The sequence below is a fragment of the Massilia glaciei genome, assembly GCF_003011895.2.
GTDB classification, from domain to species: Bacteria; Pseudomonadota; Gammaproteobacteria; order Burkholderiales; family Burkholderiaceae_D; genus Telluria_A; species Telluria_A glaciei.
Map to the genome: position 1 here is coordinate 1 of NZ_PXWF02000048.1, position 980 is coordinate 980.

Sequence of the window (980 nt, forward strand, 5' to 3'; positions counted from 1 at the left end):
CCCGGCCAGGAACGGACGTTGGCTTTTCAATTTATGTTGGCAAAATCGGAGTGAAGCATGAGTGAAGGCTGGGTCGAGCGGGAAGGCGGGTGCAGGCGTCGCGGACGCCGAGCCAATTAATTTCCGAAAGATTTGACGGTCGGCTTCAATCAAGTCTCTCAAAGAGTAGGCCAATTGTAGTGGATACTAAAAATCTGCGCTATCTGCATGCTCAACATCGCTCTTATCGTCACTCGACGCGAGCGTTAGAAATCAACCAATGACCAAGGAGCGGCCAATGAAGTTGGTAATGAATATATGCCTTTTCATAAGCATACAATTTTTTATCAGCCCGGCGCATGCGCTTTCCTGTTATGGCCTAAAAGATGACTTTTTCATCAAGTGTCATGGCAGAGCTTGTTCAGGCGAGTTCAGGGCAAAAGAAGTACATAGTTTCGGGGCTTGCGCGAGACGGGTGATAGTCGAGCCGGTTCCCGAGGGCGTAATTGCTGTTTTGGCCGTCCAAGTTAAAAACGCCACATCAAGCGACATGGAGAATGGGGTCTATCAAGTGTCGCTTGTTCATCGATTCTATGGAAGCCTACCTGAAACAGCTAGCGAACTGACAGAGGCATTCAAAGGTGAGGGGTTGCGCGTACCCAAAATAAACGTTGAAAAAATTGATTCTAGAGCGGACCTCCATGTGATTAAAAGCGGCTGGGAAACTCAAGAAACTCAACAATTGCTGCGCGCGATTTTGTATTGGACCATTGAAGTCAGTATTTTGTTAGGAGGGCTCTTTGTCATCGTCAAGACTTTTCGACGCTTTCGAAGGTCTGTTACGTCATACTTTGATAAGTCTGCAAAACGCCTGAATATCGCAGGTCCATTGCTCCTTCAGGCAGCGTTATTTTTAACTACGTTTTTTCTCAGTTTCGCTTCGCCGACAGGGTTGCTTCTAATCTCTCTAGTAGTTCGGCGTTCTCAAGAACCAAGTGCAA

1 protein-coding gene is annotated in these 980 nt (G+C 47.1%); it reads left to right on the forward strand.

Annotation, left to right across the window (positions count from 1 at the left end):
- Positions 1-277: 277 nt before the first annotated feature.
- The coding region (locus C7C56_RS27895) for a hypothetical protein (protein WP_146204264.1) at positions 278-980 on the forward strand (703 nt) is incomplete at its 3' end.